13 protein-coding genes are annotated in these 12,491 nt (G+C 68.2%); 7 read left to right on the plus strand and 6 right to left on the minus strand.

The annotated features are described in order from the left end of the window. Positions 1 to 3: 3 nt before the first annotated feature. Both ABZS43_RS18995 and ABZS43_RS19000 read right to left on the minus strand, forming a co-directional pair. Complete coding sequence (locus ABZS43_RS18995; protein ID WP_355037275.1) at positions 4 to 933, minus strand: glutamate ABC transporter substrate-binding protein; 930 nt, start codon at positions 931 to 933, stop codon at positions 4 to 6. Between the two features lie 47 nt (positions 934 to 980). Continuing rightward, entirely contained in the window at positions 981 to 2,357 is a 1,377-nt protein-coding gene (locus ABZS43_RS19000) for a hypothetical protein (RefSeq protein WP_355037221.1), read from the minus strand. A gap of 138 nt (positions 2,358 to 2,495) precedes the next feature. Between ABZS43_RS19000 and ABZS43_RS19005 the strand changes: the two genes are divergently transcribed. Next, positions 2,496 to 3,191 (plus strand): NUDIX hydrolase, encoded by a 696-nt coding sequence (locus tag ABZS43_RS19005; protein WP_355037222.1) that lies wholly within the window; start codon positions 2,496 to 2,498, stop codon positions 3,189 to 3,191. A gap of 50 nt (positions 3,192 to 3,241) precedes the next feature. On the opposite strand, the gene thiE is transcribed toward ABZS43_RS19005, so the two are convergent. Then, positions 3,242 to 3,940 (minus strand): thiamine phosphate synthase, encoded by a 699-nt coding sequence (thiE, locus tag ABZS43_RS19010; protein ID WP_355037223.1) that lies wholly within the window; start codon positions 3,938 to 3,940, stop codon positions 3,242 to 3,244. A gap of 65 nt (positions 3,941 to 4,005) precedes the next feature. On the opposite strand from thiE, the gene thiO reads away from it, so the two are divergent. From thiO to ABZS43_RS19025, 3 genes are all read left to right on the plus strand, one after another. Next, positions 4,006 to 5,100, plus strand: a complete 1,095-nt coding sequence (thiO, locus tag ABZS43_RS19015) for a glycine oxidase ThiO (protein WP_355037224.1) — start codon at positions 4,006 to 4,008, stop codon at positions 5,098 to 5,100. Further along, on the plus strand, positions 5,097 to 5,315 hold the full coding sequence (gene thiS / locus ABZS43_RS19020; protein WP_355037225.1) for a sulfur carrier protein ThiS: 219 nt from the start codon (positions 5,097 to 5,099) through the stop codon (positions 5,313 to 5,315). Before thiO ends, thiS begins: the two co-directional genes overlap by 4 nt. Before the next feature lie 61 nt (positions 5,316 to 5,376). After that, complete coding sequence (locus ABZS43_RS19025) at positions 5,377 to 6,081, plus strand: thiazole synthase (protein WP_355037276.1); 705 nt, start codon at positions 5,377 to 5,379, stop codon at positions 6,079 to 6,081. Here the strand turns inward: ABZS43_RS19025 and ABZS43_RS19030 are convergent. Continuing rightward, a complete protein-coding gene (locus ABZS43_RS19030) occupies positions 6,067 to 7,287 on the minus strand; it encodes an acetate kinase (RefSeq protein WP_355037226.1) in 1,221 nt (406 codons plus the stop codon). The two genes, ABZS43_RS19025 and ABZS43_RS19030, sit on opposite strands and share 15 nt — an antisense overlap. Before the next feature lie 83 nt (positions 7,288 to 7,370). Beyond that, positions 7,371 to 9,443, minus strand: a complete 2,073-nt coding sequence (gene pta / locus ABZS43_RS19035) for a phosphate acetyltransferase (RefSeq protein ID WP_355037227.1) — start codon at positions 9,441 to 9,443, stop codon at positions 7,371 to 7,373. 248 nt (positions 9,444 to 9,691) lie between these two features. On the opposite strand from pta, the gene ABZS43_RS19040 reads away from it, so the two are divergent. From ABZS43_RS19040 to ABZS43_RS19050, 3 genes are all read left to right on the plus strand, one after another. Continuing rightward, the gene (locus tag ABZS43_RS19040; protein ID WP_355037228.1) at positions 9,692 to 10,333 is read left to right on the plus strand and encodes a type 1 glutamine amidotransferase family protein; all 642 of its coding nucleotides are present in this window, start codon (positions 9,692 to 9,694) and stop codon (positions 10,331 to 10,333) included. Positions 10,334 to 10,363: 30 nt separating this feature from the next. After that, positions 10,364 to 10,816, plus strand: a complete 453-nt coding sequence (locus ABZS43_RS19045) for a MarR family transcriptional regulator (protein ID WP_355037229.1) — start codon at positions 10,364 to 10,366, stop codon at positions 10,814 to 10,816. Between the two features lie 114 nt (positions 10,817 to 10,930). Continuing rightward, on the plus strand, positions 10,931 to 11,377 hold the full coding sequence (locus ABZS43_RS19050) for an RpiB/LacA/LacB family sugar-phosphate isomerase (RefSeq protein WP_355037230.1): 447 nt from the start codon (positions 10,931 to 10,933) through the stop codon (positions 11,375 to 11,377). A 136-nt stretch (positions 11,378 to 11,513) separates the two neighbouring features. Here ABZS43_RS19050 and ABZS43_RS19055 read toward each other — a convergent pair whose 3' ends face one another. Beyond that, on the minus strand, positions 11,514 to 12,314 hold the full coding sequence (locus tag ABZS43_RS19055; RefSeq protein ID WP_355037231.1) for an HAD-IIA family hydrolase: 801 nt from the start codon (positions 12,312 to 12,314) through the stop codon (positions 11,514 to 11,516). Positions 12,315 to 12,491 lie beyond the last annotated feature (177 nt).

A 12,491-nucleotide genomic window follows, 5' to 3' on the forward strand; every position in this document is an offset into this window, starting at 1 on the left:
CGCTCAGTCCTGATACGCGGGGGTGGGTGGGCCCGGGACCTCGCCGAGTACCGAAAGCCATCGCCGGTAGAGCCGATCCCAGGTGCCGTCGGCACGGATCCGCTCGAGTGTGCCGTTGACGAAACGCACCAGATCGTCGGCGCCCTTCGGAATGCCGATGCCGTACGGCTCGGCACTGATACTCGCGCCGACCAATTCGGTGTAGGGGTCCTGGGCGGCCAGGCCGGCCAGGATCGCGTCGTCGGTGCTGACCGCGTCGACCTGGCGCTGTTGCAGCACCACCAGGCAGTCGGCCCAGGTGGGCACGGTGAGGATGGCGGCGGCGGGTTGGTCGCGGCGGATACGGTCGAGCGAGGTGGTGCCGCGCACAACGCATACCCGTTTACCCGCGAGATCGCCGATTCCGCCGATTCCGGAATTCTTCATCGCCAGTACCCGTTGACCCGCCTTCAGGTACACGGTGGAGAAGTCCACCCGCTGACGGCGCTCACAGGTGATGGTCATGGTCTTGGCGACCAGGTCCACGGTGCGATTCTGCAACGCGTCCTCGCGTTCGGCCGACCCGAGGCTGCGGTACTCGATCAGATCGGGATTCCCGAGCAGATCGCGGGCCACTTCGCGGGCGATATCGGCGTCGAAGCCGACGATGGCGCCGCTGAGCGGATCGCGGAAGCTGAAAAGGTTACTGCCCGCGTCCAATCCGACGATGAGACGTCCGCGTGCGCGAATGCCGTCGATGGTCGCGCCGCGTGCCGCCGAACCGGAACCGGTGGGCCGCAGACTGGCGGTCGGGTCGCCACAGGAGATCTCGGTCGACGGCGGCACGGCCATATCCGTCAGCACCGGAACGGCTTTGGCCGGCAGCGGCGGTGCGGTGTAGTCGCCCGGACGGCGGTCGGCGCCCGACCCCGCGTCGCCCGAGCAGCCGCTCAGGAACGCCGTCGCGACGAGGGCGGCGGCCAGCAGGCCGCGAGCCCGGTTCACCGATACTCCCGCAGCCGCGGCCAGAGGCCGAGCAGCACATAGCCCGCGGCGAGGATGCCGAGCACTTGCGCGCCGGGCGCGAGGAAGTTCAGCACGCCGGAGGCGCGAGAGATATTTCCGCGCAGCGTATCCCTGGTGTCGGCGAGGCCGTCGCCGAGCGCACGGTCGAGGGCGTCGACCTGGGCGGCGGAATCGGCGGCGCTCTGCCCGGTCGCCACCGCGGCGGCGCCCTGGAAATCTCCGCGCGCGAGGGTTTCGTTCATCCGCGCGTGGGCGGCGCGCCAGCGGTCGAGTGCGGCACGGGCATCCGAGGCTTCGTCGGCTGCGGGCGCGTCGCCGGGATAGCCGCTGAGCAGTTCCTCCAGGCGCGTTGTCCCGATGTCGTAGATGCGGTCGTAGTCACCCGTCGCGTCGCGGCGCACCAGTTTCAGTGTCTCGGCCGAACGCGCCTGCTGGGTCAGGATCCGGCTCTCGGCGAGCCGGGATGCCGGCACCGCGCCATCGTCACGGCCCTGGATCATCGCGGCGGCCGAGACCGAACCCGCGATCACCGTCCACGCCAACAGGATCAGCATCGCGGCGGAGGCGAGCAGCAGCCCCGCGTTGAAGGTGCGCCGCCACCGCTTCGCCAATTCGACCTGGGCCCAAGCCAATACGGCGAGCGCGAGGATGAGCAGGATGATCGCGGACCACGGTGGCCGCACGTGCTCGCGTTGGGCCGCGTCCACCGCATCGGAGCGGTGGTCGTGCAGTCGCTCGGCCATCGGCAGCAGCGCCGTCTGGATCTGATTGGACGCTTCACTCAAATATGCTGCGCCGACCGGATTTCCGATGCGATTGTTGGTGCGGGCGGTCTCGATGAGACCCGTGTAGACCGGCAGCCCGGTGGCGATGCCGGTCCGCAGGCGAGCGTCCTCGGGGGTGTCGGAGACCGCGCCGGCATGGCCGGACCGGGTGATCAGTTCCGCGGCGGCCTCGCCGACAGCCTGCGCGTACCGGTCGCGCACCGCCTCCGGTTCCACCCCGCCCGCGATGAAGGCCGTACTCGCGGCGGCATCGGCGATCGACAGGGTGGTGTAGAGACGATGGGCGGAATAGGCCTCGGGTTCGGTGTCGTCGAGCAGCACGTCCAGCGACTGCTGGCGATCGCTCACCGTGCCCGCGGTGAGGGTGCCCGCGGCCAGACACAGGCCGATGAGCAGCAATCCCAGAGCAATCAGACGGCCGGGTGAGGACTGCGCGAAGGAGCGCAGATTGCCCGGATCCAGGTACTCACGCATCACCACGGCGGGCAGGCCCGCGAAATACTTCCGCGCCGGTTCGGCACCGACCGACGGTGGCCGCGGGGCCGCCAGTTGCTCGGTCCGAGCCATGTACACCTCCGGGTCCGCGCCCCATGTGGACGCCTGCGTCGCAGTTTATTGTGGTTCTACCGGTGCCGTGGCGTGTGAAACACCCCTGGATACGCAGTGGGGTCGACCACGGCCGCGGCTGGATGAGGATAGGTAGCGATGCGTGGTGACGGTGACGGATGGTCGCAGGACCCGGACGGACAACGGTACTGGGGTCGGTACGGCGCTGCCGGATTGTTGCTGCGAGCGCCGCTCGACGGCGGTGGCGCGGCGGTATTGCTCCAGCACCGCGCGCTGTGGAGCCATCAGGGCGGCACCTGGGCGCTGCCAGGCGGAGCCCTTGACAGCCACGAGACGCCGATAACGGCCGCCGTCCGCGAGGCGTGGGAGGAGGCCGGGATCGAACCGGCTGATGTCCGGGTGCGCGGCGAGCGCGTCACCGCGTCCGCGCCGAGCGGCTGGACCTACACCACCGTCGTCGCCGATACCACGAAAACCCTGTCCACCAGCCTCAACCGCGAAAGCACCGCCCTGGCCTGGGTCCCGGAGGACGAGGTCGCCGACCGCCCCCTGCATCCCGGTTTCGCCGTCGCGTGGCCGGGGCTGCGTGCCGTGCCCGCCCGGATCCTGCTCGACGGTTACGAAGACGCCCGCACTCTCGCCGACGCCCTTCCTCGCATCGTCGATCTGGCCGATCATGGCTTCGTATGGCTGCACTCGCATCCCAGCGGCCCCGGCGCCGACGTCAGGATCATCGACGGGGTTGCTGCGGCGGCGTCCTCGGCGAGCGTCATCGAAACGGAAACGTCGAACGGCGTGGTGCTGTCCCTGACGCGCGGACAGTTGCTGTCCTGAGCGCGACCGAATCCGGTCCGTGCCGGATTCGCACGCGGAGGCCGTGGAGATCAGGCGTTCTCCAACAGCGCGATCTTGAGTTCGCGGGCCGCGGCCTCCGGATCGCGCGCCTCGGTGATGGCGCGCACAACCACGATCCGGTCGGCTCCCGCGTCCAATAGCTCGGGCAGCCGTTCGGCGTCGATCCCGCCGATGGCGAACCAGGGCCGCGTCGGATGCGCGTCGGCGGTGGAACGGACCAGGTCGAGCCCGGCCGCCTGGCGACCGGGCTTGGTCGGGGTCGCCCACACCGGTCCGGTGCAGAAGTAGTCGATATGGTCGTCGATGGCGGCGAGACCGGCCTGGGCCCTGTTGTGGGTGGAACGCCCGATCACCACATCGGGTCCGACGACGCGCCGGGCGTAATAGGGCGGCAGATCGCCCTGGCCGAGGTGCAGCACATCCGCGACGGCGGCCAGTGCGATATCGGCGCGATCGTTCACCGCGACCAGTCCGCCGTGCCTGCGGGCGGCGGATTTCAGCTCGGCCAGCGCGCCGAGTTCCGCCTTCGCCTCGAGCGGGCCGAATTTCGCCTCACCGGGCGAACCCTTGTCCCGCAGCTGGATGATGTCGACGCCGCCCGCGAACGCCGCGTCGGCGAACTTGGCCAGATCACCCCGCTCCCTGCGCGCATCCGTGCACAGATAGAGCCGCGCGGTGGCAAGACGTTCCCTCGGCGGCATGGGTCGTCTGGGGTGGGAGGGTTGCACGCCCTCGACCGTAGCCGCGCTACCGTGGGGATGCGAACATGGAGGCCAGAAGGCAGGTGAGACGAATGCGGACGCTGGCCGTCGTCGGTGGTGGCGCCATCGGCCTCGCGATCGCGTGGCGAGCCGCCGAGTCCGGATGGTCGGTCACGCTGTTCGACCCCGCGGTCGGTTCCGGAGCTTCCTGGGTGGCCGGTGGCATGCTCGCGCCGCTGTCGGAAGGCTGGCCTGGCGAGGATCGGGTACTGGCCTTCGGGGCCGCGTCCCTGGCCCGCTGGCCGGAATTCGCCGCCCGGCTCGAGACCGCGACCGGGGTATCGGTGTTCGTCGCCGACGAGACGCTGACCGTCGCGCTGGATACCGCCGATGCCGCCGACCTGCGCACGGTCGCCGAATGGGTGGGCGAACGCGGGCACGATATGCGCCTGCTCGACCGGCAGGGCGTGCGCGCCGCGGAACCCGCGCTCGCCCGCACCGTGCGCGCCGGGCTGCTCGCCCCCGCCGAACCCGCCATCGACAACCGGCGACTGCTCGACGGTCTGCGCCGCGCGTGCGTGGACGCCGGGGTCGAGACGCGTGCCGAGAAGGTCGACGATCTCGATGCCTTGCCCTTCGATCAGATCGTGCTCGCCGCGGGCGCGGCCTCGGTGCTGTTACGCCAGGAACTGCCGGTTCGCCCGGTCAAGGGCGAGATCCTGCGCCTGCGTCATCGGCCGGGCGCGGCCCCCGCGCCGCGCCGGGTGATCCGGGCGAGGGTGCACGGCCGACCGGTGTACCTGATCCCGCGCCACGACGGCATCGTCGTCGGCGCCACACAGTACGAAGCGGGTTTCGACACCGCGGTCACCGTGGCGGGGGTGCGCGATCTCATCGCGGACGCCGAGGCGGTCGTGCCGGGAATCGGCGAATACGAACTGGCCGAAGCCATCGCTGGCCTACGCCCATGCACCCCGGACAATCTTCCGCTCATCGGCAGGCTCACCGATCGGATCGTCGCCGCGACCGGCAACGGCCGCAACGGCATGCTCGCGGTCCCGCTCACCGTGGACGCCACCCTCGGCTGGCTCGCGGGCGAACCGGTGGCCGAGGCGCTGGCAGCCGACCCACAACGTTTCACGACGGCGACGCGACCAGCCGCGTCGCCGGTAGGAGGAGTTCGATGACCGCGACATCAATCCCGATCGGCGTCACCGTGAACGGTGAGGATCACGAGTTCGCCGAATCGCTGAGTGTCCGTGAGCTGTTGACCCGGCTCGGCCTGCCCGACCAGGGCATCGCCGTCGCGATCGACGGCGCGGTCTTCCCGAAATCGCGCTGGGACGAACCGGTCGGGCGCGGCTGGAATATCGAGGTACTGACGGCGGTCCAAGGTGGATGAGAACGGGGTAGAGCTACCGCCCCTGCGGATCGCCGACCGGGATTTCGGTTCCCGGCTCATCATGGGCACCGGCGGCGCGGAATCACTGCACGTGCTGGAGGAGGCGCTGCTGGCCTCCGGCACCGAACTCACCACCGTCGCCATGCGCCGGGTCGACGCCGCGGGCGGCACCGGCGTGCTCGACCTGCTGAAGCGGTTGGACATCATGCCGCTGCCCAATACCGCGGGCTGTCGCACGGCCGCCGAGGCGGTGCTGACCGCGCGCCTGGCGCGCGAGGCGCTCGATACCGAGTGGGTCAAACTCGAAGTCATCGCCGACGAGCGCACCCTGCTTCCCGACCCCATCGAATTGCTCGGCGCCGCGGAACAACTCGTCGACGACGATTTCAAGGTCCTGCCCTACACCACCGACGACCCGGTGCTGGCCCGACGCCTTGAGGACGCGGGATGCGTCGCGGTCATGCCGCTCGGCGCTCCCATCGGCACCGGTCTCGGCATCGGCAATCCGCACAATATCGAGATGATCGTTGCCGCCGCGGGCGTGCCCGTCATCCTCGACGCCGGTATCGGCACCGCGAGCGACGCAGCCCTCGCCATGGAACTCGGCTGCTCGGCTGTCCTCCTCGCTACCGCGGTGACCAGGGCCAAACAACCCGCGATGATGGCCGCCGCCATGGCAGCCGCGGTCCGCGCGGGTTACCTGGCCCGTCATGCCGGACGCATACCGAAACGTTTCTGGGCGCAGGCCTCCTCACCCGCGCTCTGAACCGGCGACCACCACCTGATGCGCGGCGCGGGCGATCGCCAGTTCCTCGTTGGTCGGTACGACGAGCACCGGGATCTTCGCACCGACGGGTGAGATGTATCGGGCCCCACGCGCTTTCGCGGTATTGCGGGCCGGATCGACGGCGATGCCGAACATCTCCAGATCGGCGAGCGCGTCGGCGCGAACGGCGTCGCTGTTCTCCCCGACACCCGCGGTGAAGGTGATGGCGTCGACGCGACCCAGTTCCACCAGGTACGCGCCGAGATAGCGGCGCAGCCGGTGGATATAGACCGCGTGGGCGAGGCGGGCCGACTCCACACCCGCGTCGATCAGCTGTCGTAACTCGCGGAAATCGTTGACGCCGGAAAGTCCCTTGATTCCCGCATTCCGGTTGAGCAACGCATCGATCGCGTCGGCGTCGAGACCGGCCGAGCGCATCAGATGCAGGAGAATGCCTGGATCCAGATCGCCGCCGCGAGTACCCATCACCAGCCCCTCGAGCGGGGTGAGTCCCATGGTGGTGTCGACCGGACGCCCACCGCGGATCGCCGAGGCGGACGCGCCGTTGCCGAGGTGGAAGATGATCTGGTTCGTCTGCTCGGGAGCGCGATCCAGGAACTCGGCGACCTGCCCCGCCACGTATTCGTGCGAAGTACCGTGGAAGCCGTATTTCCTGATGCCGTGCGCCGCGGCCACTTCCGCGTCGATGGCGTAGGTTTTCGCGGCGGCGGGCAGGCCGTGGAAGAACGCGGTATCGAAGACGGCCACCTGCGGCACGCCGGGCAGCAGCTCCCGTGTGCACTGGATTCCGGTCACATTGGCCGGATTGTGCAGCGGGGCGAGGGTGGACAACGCGGCGATAGCGGCCACCACCTCGTCGGTGATCAGCGTCGGCTCGTAGAAGATCTCGCCGCCGTGCACGACCCGGTGGCCGACCGCGCGCACCCCCGCACCGGCCAGATCGTGCCCGGTCTCGGCGAACATATCGAAGACGAGTCGCAGACCCGCCTTATGATCGGGGATCGGGCCCTCGTGCTCGGCGGTCCGTCCGTCCACCCGGTGCTCGATCGAGCCGCGCTCCTCGCCGATCCGCTCGACCAGGCCGGAGGCCGCGACCGTGCCCGATTCCGGGTCGAGCAGCTGGTATTTGATCGATGACGAACCGGAATTGATGACCAGCACCAGGTCGTCGGTGTGTTCGCTCATCGTGCCTCCCACCGCATCGCCAGTCACCGCGTTGCCACTCACCGCATTGCCACTCACCGCGTTGCCACTCCTCACCGCGCCGCTCACTCGCCCTGCGCCTGAATCGCGGTGATCGCCACGGTATTGACGATGTCGGCGACCAGCGCACCACGCGACAGATCGTTGACAGGTTTGTTCAAACCCTGCAATACCGGGCCGATCGCGATGGCGCCCGCACTGCGCTGCACGGCCTTGTAGGTGTTGTTGCCGGTATTGAGATCCGGGAAGACGAATACCGTCGCGCGCCCGGCGACCGCCGAATCGGGCATTTTTGTGGTGGCCACCGTTGGTTCGATGGCCGCGTCGTATTGGATCGGCCCCTCCACCAACAGTTCCGGGGCGCGCTCGCGGACCAGTTTCGTCGCCACCCGCACCTTGTCCACATCGGCGCCGCTTCCGGATTCACCCGTCGAATACGACAGCATGGCGATTCGCGGTTCGATGCCGAAACGCGCTGCGGTCTGCGCCGAGGAGATCGCGATATCGGCGAGCTGCTCGGAGGTCGGATCGGGGACGACGGCGCAGTCACCGTAGGCGAGTACCCGATCAGCCAGACACATGAGGAAAACACTGGACACGGTGGAGACGCCGGGCACGGTTTTGATGATCTCGAAGGAGGGCCGGATGGTGTGCGCGGTGGTGTGCGCCGCGCCGGAGACCATGCCGTCGGCGATCCCCCTGTGGACCATCATGGTGCCGAAATACGAGATGTCGACGACGATTTCGCGGGCCCGCTCCATGATCATGCCCTTGTGTTTGCGCAATTCGGTGTATTCGGCGGCGAATTCGTCGAGGTAGCCGGATGTCAGCGGATTCAGTACCTGGGCGTCGGTGATGTCGACGCCGAGTTCGGCGGCCCTTGCCCGCACGCTGGTCTCATCGCCGAGGATCACCAGATCGGCGATCTTGCGTTGCAGTACCCGGCCCGCCGCGCGCAGGATGCGATCGTCGTCACCCTCGGGCAACACGATGCGTTTGCGATCGTCGCGCGCCCACTCGATCAGCTGGTACTCGAACATCTGCGGGGTGACGATATTCGTGCGGGGAACTTCGACGCGGCGCAGCAACTCCACCGCGTCCACATGCTGTTCCATCAGCGCGAGCGCGGTATTGACCTTGCGCGGATTGCCCGCCGACATCCGGCCTCGGGTGCGGTAAGCGGCGCTGGCGGTGTCGTAGGTGCCCAATTCCGTGCGCAGAATGGGTAGTCGGGGTTTGAGGCCGTCCATCAATCGCGCGACGGCGGGATGTGGCAGCATGCCGCCGTTCATGATGATGCCGGCCAGCGAGGGGAAACCTGCCGCCTCGTGCGCGTTCACGACACTGAGCAGCACATCGGAGCGATCACCCGGCGCGATCACCACGACACCGTCGGTGAGACGTTCCAGGATATGTTCGGCCGTCATGCCGCCGACCATGATCTTCAGCGCTTCCCGGTGCAGCAGTTCCGGATCGCCGCTGTACATTTCACCGTCGACGGCGGCGCACAGTTCGGCCATGGTCGGCGCGATCAGCAGGGGAACTTCCGGCACCGTCCAGGACGGCACGTCGAAATTGCCCAGGGCCGAACGAACTTCGGCGAGTTCGTCGGGCGGGCAGCGGTTGGCGATGATCGCGACCAGCTGCGCGTGCTCCTGTTCGAGTTCGGAGACGCACAGGTCGACGAGATGTCTCACCTCGTCGGGGGTGCGGTCCGCGCCGCGGACGACCAGCAATATCGGTGCGCCGAGATTCACCGCGATCCGCGCGTTGAAGCGTAGTTCGCTCGGGCTGGCGACATCGGTGTAATCGCTGCCGACCACGACCACCGCGTCGCAGACTTTCGCGACCTCGTGGAAACGCATCACGATTTCGCTGATCGCGGCATCCGGATCGGCGTGCACCTGCTCGTAGGTGACGCCGACGGCCTGGGCGTAGTCGATATCGGCCGTACTGTGCTCGAGCAGCAGTTCCAGGATGTAATCCGGCTCGGTGGTCGAGCGGGTGATGGGGCGGAACACCCCGACCCTGGCGGTGCTCGCGCACAGCATCTGGAGTACGCCGAGCGCGACGGTCGACTTTCCGGTGTCGCCTTCCGGCGAGGCGATGAACACGGTGGACGGAGCTGAGTCGGCCATATCGCCGAGCTTAATGAGCGGTAACGGCCGGTGGCCGCCGGAACCCGGCAACTATACGAAGAATCACGTACCGACCCGAACGGTCATGGCAATTCGCTATAGCGTCCCGATTCGTCGAGATCGCCGACGCCTGTTCCGCGACCGCGACCGCATCGATTGCGATCCGCGCATGGTCGCCCTCACCCGCGCCCGACCCCCGTCCGCTGCCGCCATTGACAGCATCCTGTCAAGAATGACAGCATGCTGTCATGACTCCGAAGACGGTACATATGGCGGTTTACGACACCCTGGCCGATTGGGAGGCCGGTGCGGCTACCGCGCATATCAACAAACGGGAGTGGCAGGTGACGCCCGGCGCGTACGAAGTGAAAACGGTGGGACGCACCCGGGATCCGATCACCACCATGGGTGGGATGCGGATCGTGCCGGATCTGGCGCTCGAGGAACTGACGCCGCAGCAGAGCGCGATGCTGATCCTGCCCGGCGCGAACCAGTGGATCAGCGGCGAACTCGCCGACCTGGAGGCGAAGGCGCGAGAATTCGTGGCGGCGGGCGTGCCGGTCGCTGGCATCTGCGGTGCGACCTTCGGCCTCGCACGCGCGGGCCTGCTCGACAACAGGCGGCACACCAGTAATGCGGCCGTATTCCTCGACTACAGCGGTTACGCGGGCGCCGAGCGGTACGTCACCGAACTCGCGGTGACCGACGACAATGTCATCACGGCGTCCGGAACCGCGCCGTTCGCCTTCGCGCGCGAGATCCTCCGCTGTCTCGGGGTCTACGAGCCGCATATCCTGCAGGCGTGGTACCGGCTGTACGCGGACAACGATCCGGCGGCCTACGTGGTGCTGGACGAGTACGAACGCGCGAGATCGGCAGAGCAGAAGTGAGTGAGACGCACTCCCCCGTCGAATGCCGACATGCCTGAGTCCGGCGATCAACAACTCTTCAGCACCGCCGCGATCACCTCGTTCCGGCTGAACGGCCAATTCCTCGCCATCGCCGAGGAATTGGCCGCCCCCGCCGGGCTGACGGCGGCATGGTGGCAGGTACTCGGCGCTATCCTGCGCGAACCACTGCCGGTCGCGGGCATCGCCCGCGCCATGGGCATCACCCGCCAGAGCGTGCAACGCATCGCGGACCTCCTTGTGGACAAGGGCCTGGCCGAATACCGGCCCAACCCCGCGCACCGACGGGCAAAATTGGTCGCGGTGACCGAGCGCGGACGCGCCGCGATCGGACGCATCGATCCGGGGCACGCGGTGATGGCCGACCGGCTCGCCGCCGAACTCGGCCAGCGACAGTTCGCCGAAACCGTCGCGGTACTGACCCGGTTGTCGGCCGCCCTCGACGCGATCACAGACCGTCCATGACCGCAGCACTGCCCCGCCCAGCGGGTGACATCATCCGCGCGAGCGCGTGGCACCGACCGCATCCACATGCGCGTACGCACCGTCGAATCCCCTGCCGCTCATTACCCTTGGCGCATGCGGATATCTGTTGCTGCCGACGAGCGAACCGGGATCGCCGAGGAGGTGGTCGGCGAACTCGCGCGCAGGGGGTTCGACACCGTGGTGCACGGCGCGCTGTCGGAGAGCGAACGTGATGACTGGGCGTGGGCGAGCGAGGCCGTCGCGCGTGACGTAGCGGAGGGGCGAGCCGATCAGGGCATCGTGTGCTGCTGGACCGGAACCGGTGCGTCGATCGCCGCCAACAAGGTGCCGGGAATCCGGGCGGCGCTGTGCGCGGATGCCACGACGGCGGCCGGTGCCCGCACCTGGAACGACGCGAATGTGCTCGCGCTGAGCCTGCGGAGCACATCGGTCGCCGAACTCACCGAGATCCTGGACGCGTGGTTCGCCGGTCGGCCGAGTACGGAATCGGACGACCGGGCGAATATCGCGTATCTGACAGAGATCGAGGGCGGCCACTGAACTTTCAACGCCGCCCCTTTTCGACGCCGCCCCTTTCAGCGCCGCCCCTTTCAGCGCCGCCCTTTCAGCGCCGCCCTTTCAGCGCCGCTCTTGAACGCCGCCCTTGAACGCCGCGTCCCGTTCCTTTCCGCGTCGCTCAGTCGCCGAACGGCCGCGACGTCCGCCCGACGAGATCGGCGACGGAATCGATCACCGCCGTCGGCCGGTAGGGATACTGCTCGACCGATATCCGCGTCGAGATACCGGTGGTCACCAGGATCGTGCGCATCCCCGCTTCCAGGCCGGAGACGATATCGGTATCCATCCTGTCCCCGATCATCACGGCGGATTGCGAATGCGCGCCGATGCGCCGTAGCGCCGACCGCATCATCAGCGGATTCGGTTTGCCGACGTAGTACGGCTCCTTGCCGGTCGCGCGGGTGATGAGCGCGGCGACCGAACCGGTCGCGGGCAGCAGCCCGTCGCGCGAGGGTCCGGTCGCGTCGGGATTGGTCGCGATGAAGCGCGCACCGCGTTCCACGAGCCGGATGGCGGTGGTGATGGCCTCGAAGGAATAGGTGCGGGTTTCGCCGAGCACCACGTAATCGGGATCGCTATCGGTCAGCACATAACCGATTTCGTGCAGTGCGGTGGTGAGGCCGGACTCACCGACCACGTACGCGGTGCCGTTGGGGCGCTGATCGTCGAGGAAGGTCGCGGTGGCGAGCGCCGAGGTCCAGATCGCCTCCTCCGGGATGTCCAGGCCGCTGTGGCGCAGCCGGGCCTGCAGATCACGCGGGGTGCGTATCGAGTTGTTGGTCAGCACCAGGAACGGGATCTCCTTTGCCCGCAATTCGGCGAGGAAATCGTCGGCTCCGGGAACGAGATGATCCTCGTGGACCAGCACCCCGTCCATATCGGTGAGGTAGGACAGGATCGGCTCGTCGTCTGCGGTCACCGGTCAATTATCGGCTACCCGATTCGGCCGACGCCGGGCGACGCCGCGCGGGCCGCCGAGCGCGCCCCTGCACACAGTCGCCGAGCGGGCTGGCTATGGTCGAGTACGGCCGTACCGCCGCACGCGGCGTCTGTGTGGGACACCCGCGCGCGGCCGGAACCGGTGTCGGAAATACCC

This window comes from Nocardia sp. NPDC005366 (assembly GCF_040606855.1).
Taxonomy (GTDB): Bacteria; Actinomycetota; Actinomycetes; order Mycobacteriales; family Mycobacteriaceae; genus Nocardia.

Bases quoted from the DNA above. Each gene is read 5' to 3' on its own strand.
- ABZS43_RS19000 (WP_355037221.1), bottom strand. From the start codon at position 2,357: ATGGCTCGGACCGAGCAACTGGCGGCCCCGCGGCCACCGTCGGTCGGT.
- ABZS43_RS19005 (WP_355037222.1), top strand. From the start codon at position 2,496: ATGCGTGGTGACGGTGACGGATGGTCGCAGGACCCGGACGGACAACGG.
- thiO (WP_355037224.1), top strand. From the start codon at position 4,006: ATGCGGACGCTGGCCGTCGTCGGTGGTGGCGCCATCGGCCTCGCGATC.
- thiS (WP_355037225.1), top strand. From the start codon at position 5,097: ATGACCGCGACATCAATCCCGATCGGCGTCACCGTGAACGGTGAGGAT.
- ABZS43_RS19025 (WP_355037276.1), top strand. From the start codon at position 5,377: ATGGGCACCGGCGGCGCGGAATCACTGCACGTGCTGGAGGAGGCGCTG.
- ABZS43_RS19030 (WP_355037226.1), bottom strand. From the start codon at position 7,287: ATGAGCGAACACACCGACGACCTGGTGCTGGTCATCAATTCCGGTTCG.
- pta (WP_355037227.1), bottom strand. From the start codon at position 9,443: ATGGCCGACTCAGCTCCGTCCACCGTGTTCATCGCCTCGCCGGAAGGC.
- ABZS43_RS19040 (WP_355037228.1), top strand. From the start codon at position 9,692: ATGACTCCGAAGACGGTACATATGGCGGTTTACGACACCCTGGCCGAT.
- ABZS43_RS19045 (WP_355037229.1), top strand. From the start codon at position 10,364: ATGCCTGAGTCCGGCGATCAACAACTCTTCAGCACCGCCGCGATCACC.
- ABZS43_RS19050 (WP_355037230.1), top strand. From the start codon at position 10,931: ATGCGGATATCTGTTGCTGCCGACGAGCGAACCGGGATCGCCGAGGAG.